Genomic DNA, 6,652 nt, shown 5'->3' with positions numbered 1-6,652 from the left:
AAACGCCGTAGTGCCGATGGTAGTGTGGGTATTACCCATGTGAGAGTAGGGTGCCGCCAGACTTTTAAATATACGAGCCCAGCAGTAATGCTGGGCTTTTTTGCATTCTAAGAATAGTTAAAAATTCTTCTGAGGGTGAGATGAGTTCATTAATCGCTTTTAATAAACCGTTTAATGTTGTGACACAATTTTCTGCACATGAAAAATATCAAACATTAAAAGATTATATATCTTTACCTGGTTTTTACCCTGCTGGTCGTTTAGACACCGATAGTGAAGGTTTATTGCTGCTTACTAATGACGGTAAGTTACAAGCAAAAATTAGCTCACCAAAATTTAAATTACCTAAAACTTATTGGGTGCAGGTAGAAGGATTAATAAATCGACAAGCCATAGATAAATTAACTAGTGGTGTGCAATTGAAAGAGTTTTATACTGCTCCAGCAATCGTGACATCACTTGCAGAGCCGACTAATTTATGGCAACGAATACCCCCTATTAGAGAACGCAAAACTATTCCTACTTCATGGATAAGTATTACCATAACAGAAGGAAAAAATCGACAGGTTAGAAGAATGTGTGCTGCGGTTGGATTCCCTTGTTTACGCTTAATTCGTGTTCAGATTGGCAAATATAATTTATTCACTCATCAGTTACCTTTAGGCGAATGGCGATCGGTTGCTACTGGTGATCTTTATCTCCGCTAACCACATTTAACAGACAATTCTAAAAGAATTATATTTTTTGAAAGATCAAAAGGATCAATTATATGATTCTCTTTGATCGAATCCTTTGGGCTTTATTGTAAAATAAGATAAAATGATCATTAATATTGATCGTAGGATAGATTATTTATGGTTGAACAAAAGAAAGAAGGTTTTTTTTCTCGTTTAAAGAAAGGTCTTTTTAAAACTAAACAAAATATTGGATCTGGTTTTCTAAGCTTATTTAAAGGCAAAAAGATCGATGATGAGTTGTTTGAAGAATTAGAAGAACAGTTGATCATTGCTGATGTCGGTTTCGATACCACACAAAGATTGATTAGCTCGTTAACACAACAAGCGTCAAGAAAAGAATTAAAAGATGCGGATGCATTACATGATCTATTAAAAAATGAAATGAAATCTATTTTAGATGGTGCTCAGCAACCACTTAATATAGAAAGTCATAAACCTTTTGTTATCTTAATGGTTGGTGTCAATGGTGTTGGGAAAACGACAACCATTGGTAAATTAGCCCGTCAATTTCAACAACAAGGCAAATCAGTGATGCTTGCCGCTGGCGATACCTTTCGTGCTGCCGCGGTTGAACAATTGCAAGTCTGGGGTGAACGTAATAACATCCCTGTCATTGCTCAGCATATTAATGCTGACTCAGCATCGGTAATCTTCGATGCTATTCAGGCTGCAAAAGCAAAAAATATCGATGTTTTAATTGCTGATACTGCTGGCCGTTTACAAAATAAATCTCATTTAATGGACGAATTGAAAAAAATAGTCAGAGTAATTAAAAAGCAAGATGAAACAGCACCGCATGAAATTATGTTAACTATAGATGCTGGGACAGGACAAAATGCAATTAGCCAAACAAAGCTGTTTAATGAAGCGGTTGGCGTAACAGGGATGACATTAACCAAGTTAGATGGTACCGCAAAAGGTGGCATTATATTTAGCATAGCTGATCAATTTAATATTCCGATCCGCTATATCGGCGTAGGTGAAAAAATTGAAGATTTAAGACCTTTTATTGCTGATGATTTTATTAATGCCCTATTTGACGAAACGGAAGAATAGAGATAACTCATGATCCAATTTCAACGTGTTAGTAAAGTTTATTCGGGTGGTAAACCAGCTTTACAAAATATAACATTTACTTTAGCGCAAGGAGAAATGGCCTTTTTAACCGGTCACTCCGGCGCGGGTAAAAGTACACTAATGCGTTTGATTTGTGGATTAGAAAAAGCTAATGACGGCAAGGTATTACTGAATGGTGTTGATGTTTCCAGTTTGAAAAAAAATCAAATGCCTTTTCTGCGCCGTACCATTGGTATGATTTTCCAAGATCATCAACTATTACTCGATCATACTGTTTATGATAATGTTGCTTTTCCATTAATTATCTTAGGTAAACCTGTTGAAGAAATTAAAAGACGAGTTTCTGCGGCATTAGATAAAGTTGGTTTGATTGATAAAATGAAATTTTACCCAATACAGCTATCTGGCGGTGAACAGCAACGAGTAGGGATAGCTCGAGCAATCGTCAATCGACCTACGGTTTTACTTGCTGATGAACCAACTGGTAATTTAGATGACAAACTCTCAAAAGATATTTTGAAATTATTTGAAGAGTTTAACCAAGCTGGTGTAACTGTGTTAATGGCGACCCATAACATGGGATTGATACGTCGAAAACATCATCGAATACTAAATTTAAATCAAGGACGTTTAGAGGTTAAAAGTTGATGATAAATGCGAAGGTTAAACCATCTAAACAAAAAAACAAAACCAACAACAATAGCTTTTTGGGCCGCTGGCAAAGGCAGATCAGCTACGCATGGCATAATGTGTTTAACTATTTTTATCAAAATATATTTGCTTCTTTGCTGACAATTTTGGTTATTGCTATATCAATTACTTTGCCGACTATAGGCTATTTATTATTGAAGAACGCCAATCAAGCGGCGGAACAGTGGTATCCGACGCCCAATTTAACAGTTTATATTAATAAAACTTTAAATTCGGAACAAACTAATGATTTAATTGATAAATTTAAGGCTATTGCTGAAGTTGAAAATGTAACTTATCTTTCTCGCGAAGATACACGAGAAGAGTTTAAAACTTGGTCTGGATTTGATGATGCTCTAGACCTACTCGATGAAAATCCATTACCAGCAGTTGCTATTGTTTTTCCAATAGAAGAAGCCAAATCTACCGATAAATTACATGATCTGCAAACACAGTTAAAAACAATAGAGGGTGTTGATGATGTGCAACTTGATGATAGCTGGTTTACTCGATTAACCGCATTGACCAATATGGTAAAATCGATAGTGTGGACAATATCAATTTTTATGGTTATTGCAGTATCACTGGTTATTGGTAATAGTATTCGGTTAAATATATTTGCCCGTAGGCAAACAATTATTGTTATGCAATTGATTGGTGCGACTGAAGGCTTTATTTTACGACCATTTTTATATAATGGTATTTTTACTGGATTGATTAGTGCGATTTTGGCATTGATTCTATCGAAAGTATTTATTCTTCAAATAGATTCAACCATGTTGCATGTATCAGATGTTTTTGGAACAATTATTAATATAAATGGACTTTCATGGGAAGAAAGTTTGTTAATTGTTTTATTTTCGATGATTATTGGCTGGTTTTCAGCATTTATTGCCACTAAAAAGTATTTGAATAAAACGGTAATAGCTTCATAATTGTAGATTAATTATTTACGATTTTTATAAGCAGCTTTACTGCAAATATAATGATAAAAATGTGAACTAAATCACATTTTGGTGGTCTAAGTTTATAGAAAGATTTTAAATTGTTACTAATGTAAAATGTAGCAAAATTAGTTTAATTTAAGGGGGAATTAAATGAGTACTGATTTAAAAATGCAAGCAGGTGCTTTAATCCCACAAGGAAATATTGAATCATATCTTCGTATGATAAATACTTATCCGATGCTAACTGCAGAGGAAGAGAAGTCTTTAGGTGAACGCCTTTATTATCATGATGATGTGGATGCAGCAAGACAATTGATTTTGTCTCATTTGCGTTTTGTTGCGCATATTGCGCGTGGTTATTCTGGTTATGGTCTACCACAAGCCGATTTGATTCAAGAAGGTAATATTGGTTTAATGAAAGCTGTACGTCGTTTCAATCCTGAAATGGGTGTACGTTTAGTATCATTTGCAGTACATTGGATAAAAGCTGAAATTCATGAATATGTACTAAAAAATTGGCGTATTGTTAAAGTTGCTACAACCAAAGCACAAAGAAAATTATTCTTTAATTTAAGAAAGAATAAACAACGTTTAGGTTGGTTTAATAGCGCTGAAGTCGATATGGTTGCTGATGAACTAGGTGTAAGTCGTAAAGACGTCTTAGAGATGGAATCACGTATGTCAGCGCAAGATATGTCATTTGATATTGATAATGATGACGATGATAATTCAATTGTCGCACCAGCGCTTTATTTAGAAGATGGTAATTCTGATTTTTCAAAATCAATCGAAAACGATAATTGGGAAAATGAGGCAACTGACAAGTTACATGATGCCTTGTCTCAATTAGACGAACGTAGCCAAGATATTATCAAAGCACGGTGGTTAGATGCCGATGACAGTAAATCAACATTGCAAGTGTTGGCCGATAAATATAGCGTTTCTGCTGAACGTATTCGTCAACTTGAAAAAAATGCCATGAAAAAACTACGAGTGGCTATAGAAGCATAATTGATTTTTATTAATAATAAATAAGCCCTACTTTAGTTAAAGTGGGGCTTTTTTATATGCTGAATTTAAATTAGTTTATAAATAAGTTAAGAATTAAAATAACTAGTTGAATAAAATAGTTATATTTAAACTCTTTATATACACTATAATTTAAGATTAAATAGATAATCACCAAGAAGTTAGCTTTTATAAGAGGGATAAAAATGTTAAATAATTTGCTAAGAGTTATTTTACTTAGTCTAATTGCTGTTAGTTTAGTTGCTTGTAATGATAATGCTAAAAATACACCTTCTGATGTATCCATTGATACTGGTGTTATTGAATGTGATCGCTATCTAAAATTAGTTCACGAATTACAATTATCATCTAAACTCCCAGCTGATCCTGAAGAATCATTGGAAAATACTATAAATCATTTCAAACAATTGATAGAAAAAAATCCCGAATCAACTAAGAGAGAGTGTAATTCTGCCTATACTGCTTTGCGATCAATGAATCGCTAACCATGCAGCTTCTTGAGCATGTAATAGGGCTGTATCAAAGAAAGGAATGGCGTAATCTTGTTGGGATATTAATAAACCAATTTCAGTACAGCCTAAAATTACCCCTTCAGCGCCTTGCTTAACGAGTTTATCTATAATATTGAGATAAGCTTGCTTAGATTCTGGTTTAATTTGCCCAAGACAAAGTTCATCATAAATAATATCGTTGATGATGATTCTATCTTGTTCATCAGGAATTAAAACATTTAAACCTTTTTCAATTAATTTTGATTTATAAAAGTCTTGCTCCATGGTGTATTTGGTACCAAGTAATGCAACTGATTTTATTTTATCTTTGATCAAATGTTTGGCGGTCACGTCAGCAATATGAATGATAGGAATTGTAATTGCTTTTTGAATTTGGTCTGCAACCTTATGCATCGTATTAGTACAAATAATAACAAAGTCAGCACCGGCTAATTCTAATCTTTTAGCTGCATCAGTTAAAATAATTGCGCTTTTATCCCATTCATTATTTGCTTGGCAGCTTTCTATTTCTTGAAAATCGACACTATATAACAGAGTTTTAGCTGAATGTAATCCACCAAGGGATTTGCCAATAAATTGATTAATCACTTGATAATAAGTAACGGTACTTTCCCAACTCATGCCACCAATTAATCCAATTGTTTTCATTTCTAATACTCCATAATATTGTCTCGTTACTAGTAATAATTGATTATTAATTATAATTATTAGTATGTAAAGATAGTGAATTAGAATAAAATATCATTAACTATCAAAATATTGTTGTGAATAAGTTATAAAAAACGCATTGTAGCCGTTGGTTGATAAATGGATAATCACTATCAATGAAAAAATATAAAAAGTATTTTGCATTTCTCTCATTTGGATTGCTAATGTTATCATTTTCATGTTTGGCTGAACCCAAAGTGATCCATGTGCTGGTGGCATTATGTGATAATAAATATCAGGCTATCGCTCCAGTACCTGCAGCAATTGGTAATGGCCAAGATCCAAGCAATAATCTTTATTGGGGCGCTGCTTTTGGTTTTAAAACGTATTTTGCTAAACAAAAAGAGTGGCAAGTTATTCAAGTTAATAAACCTAATAATGGCAAGATATTAGAGGAGATAATTTATAAACATCAAAGCAAGGATGTCTACCTTATTGCTCAGGCATATGATGGTAAATATATCAATGATACAGTAGATGATTTTATTAGTTACTCAGCAGGAAAACAGTCAGCATCATTTTTAATCAATAAAACCAAAATTGAGGCTGGAGCTAAAGCCAATTTAGTGGTTTATGTTGGTCATGATGCATTAATGGAGTGGTCATGGCGTAATTATTTACCCGATAGTTGGCGTTGGTATACCTTGTCAAAAGCAGAACAAGAAAAACAAAAATCACGCTATGCAGCCGTATTTGCTTGTAAAAGTCAGAAATATTTTACTCCGCCATTATCTCGATTAGGTATTACTCCTCTTATTTTAACTTTGCACCGTATGGCTCCTGAAGCTTATAGTATTCATGCTATGATTAGTAGTTGGTTGGATGGTGAAGCAAAAGATGTAATAAGGCTTAAAGTAGCAACAGCTTACAGTCAATATCAAAAATTAACTAAGCCAGCGTTACATATATTTACGACAGAATATAGTCAATAATCGTGTTTAACGACAGTAGA

The 6,652-nt window shown here is 33.6% G+C and carries 7 protein-coding genes and 1 pseudogene; 7 read left to right on the top strand and 1 reads right to left on the bottom strand.

Annotated elements, in window-relative coordinates; genetic code table 11:
• Positions 1-140 precede the first annotated feature (140 nt).
• From H3U97_RS08185 to H3U97_RS08160, 6 genes and pseudogenes are all read left to right on the top strand, one after another.
• Positions 141-707: a pseudouridine synthase gene (locus H3U97_RS08185; protein ID WP_198198682.1), complete on the top strand. Its 567-nt coding sequence runs from the start codon at positions 141-143 to the stop codon at positions 705-707.
• Between the two features lie 162 nt (positions 708-869).
• Positions 870-1,793: pseudogene (ftsY, locus tag H3U97_RS08180) on the top strand (signal recognition particle-docking protein FtsY); the annotation flags it as partial.
• Between the two features lie 9 nt (positions 1,794-1,802).
• Entirely contained in the window at positions 1,803-2,462 is a 660-nt protein-coding gene (gene ftsE / locus H3U97_RS08175; protein ID WP_065577961.1) for a cell division ATP-binding protein FtsE, read from the top strand.
• Entirely contained in the window at positions 2,462-3,439 is a 978-nt protein-coding gene (gene ftsX / locus H3U97_RS08170; RefSeq protein WP_198198680.1) for a permease-like cell division protein FtsX, read from the top strand. The genes ftsE and ftsX overlap by 1 nt, the downstream gene beginning before the upstream one ends.
• A gap of 162 nt (positions 3,440-3,601) precedes the next feature.
• A complete protein-coding gene (gene rpoH / locus H3U97_RS08165; protein WP_065577959.1) occupies positions 3,602-4,462 on the top strand; it encodes an RNA polymerase sigma factor RpoH in 861 nt (286 codons plus the stop codon).
• 203 nt (positions 4,463-4,665) lie between these two features.
• Positions 4,666-4,965 carry a hypothetical protein gene (locus H3U97_RS08160; protein ID WP_065577958.1) on the top strand — a complete coding sequence of 100 codons (300 nt, stop codon included), beginning with the start codon at positions 4,666-4,668 and terminating at the stop codon, positions 4,963-4,965.
• Here the strand turns inward: H3U97_RS08160 and H3U97_RS08155 are convergent.
• The gene (locus H3U97_RS08155; protein WP_065577957.1) at positions 4,951-5,640 is read right to left on the bottom strand and encodes an aspartate/glutamate racemase family protein; all 690 of its coding nucleotides are present in this window, start codon (positions 5,638-5,640) and stop codon (positions 4,951-4,953) included. The genes H3U97_RS08160 and H3U97_RS08155 overlap by 15 nt on opposite strands.
• Before the next feature lie 224 nt (positions 5,641-5,864).
• On the opposite strand from H3U97_RS08155, the gene H3U97_RS08150 reads away from it, so the two are divergent.
• Positions 5,865-6,632, top strand: a complete 768-nt coding sequence (locus H3U97_RS08150) for a hypothetical protein (RefSeq protein WP_081298807.1) — start codon at positions 5,865-5,867, stop codon at positions 6,630-6,632.
• The last annotated feature ends 20 nt before the right edge of the window (positions 6,633-6,652 follow it).

It is taken from the genome of Gilliamella sp. W8128 (assembly GCF_016100545.1).
In the GTDB taxonomy this organism is placed as follows: domain Bacteria; phylum Pseudomonadota; class Gammaproteobacteria; order Enterobacterales; family Orbaceae; genus Gilliamella; species Gilliamella apis.
The sequence above is the reverse complement of the archived record's forward strand: the minus strand, read 5'-3'. Positions and strand labels throughout refer to the sequence as shown.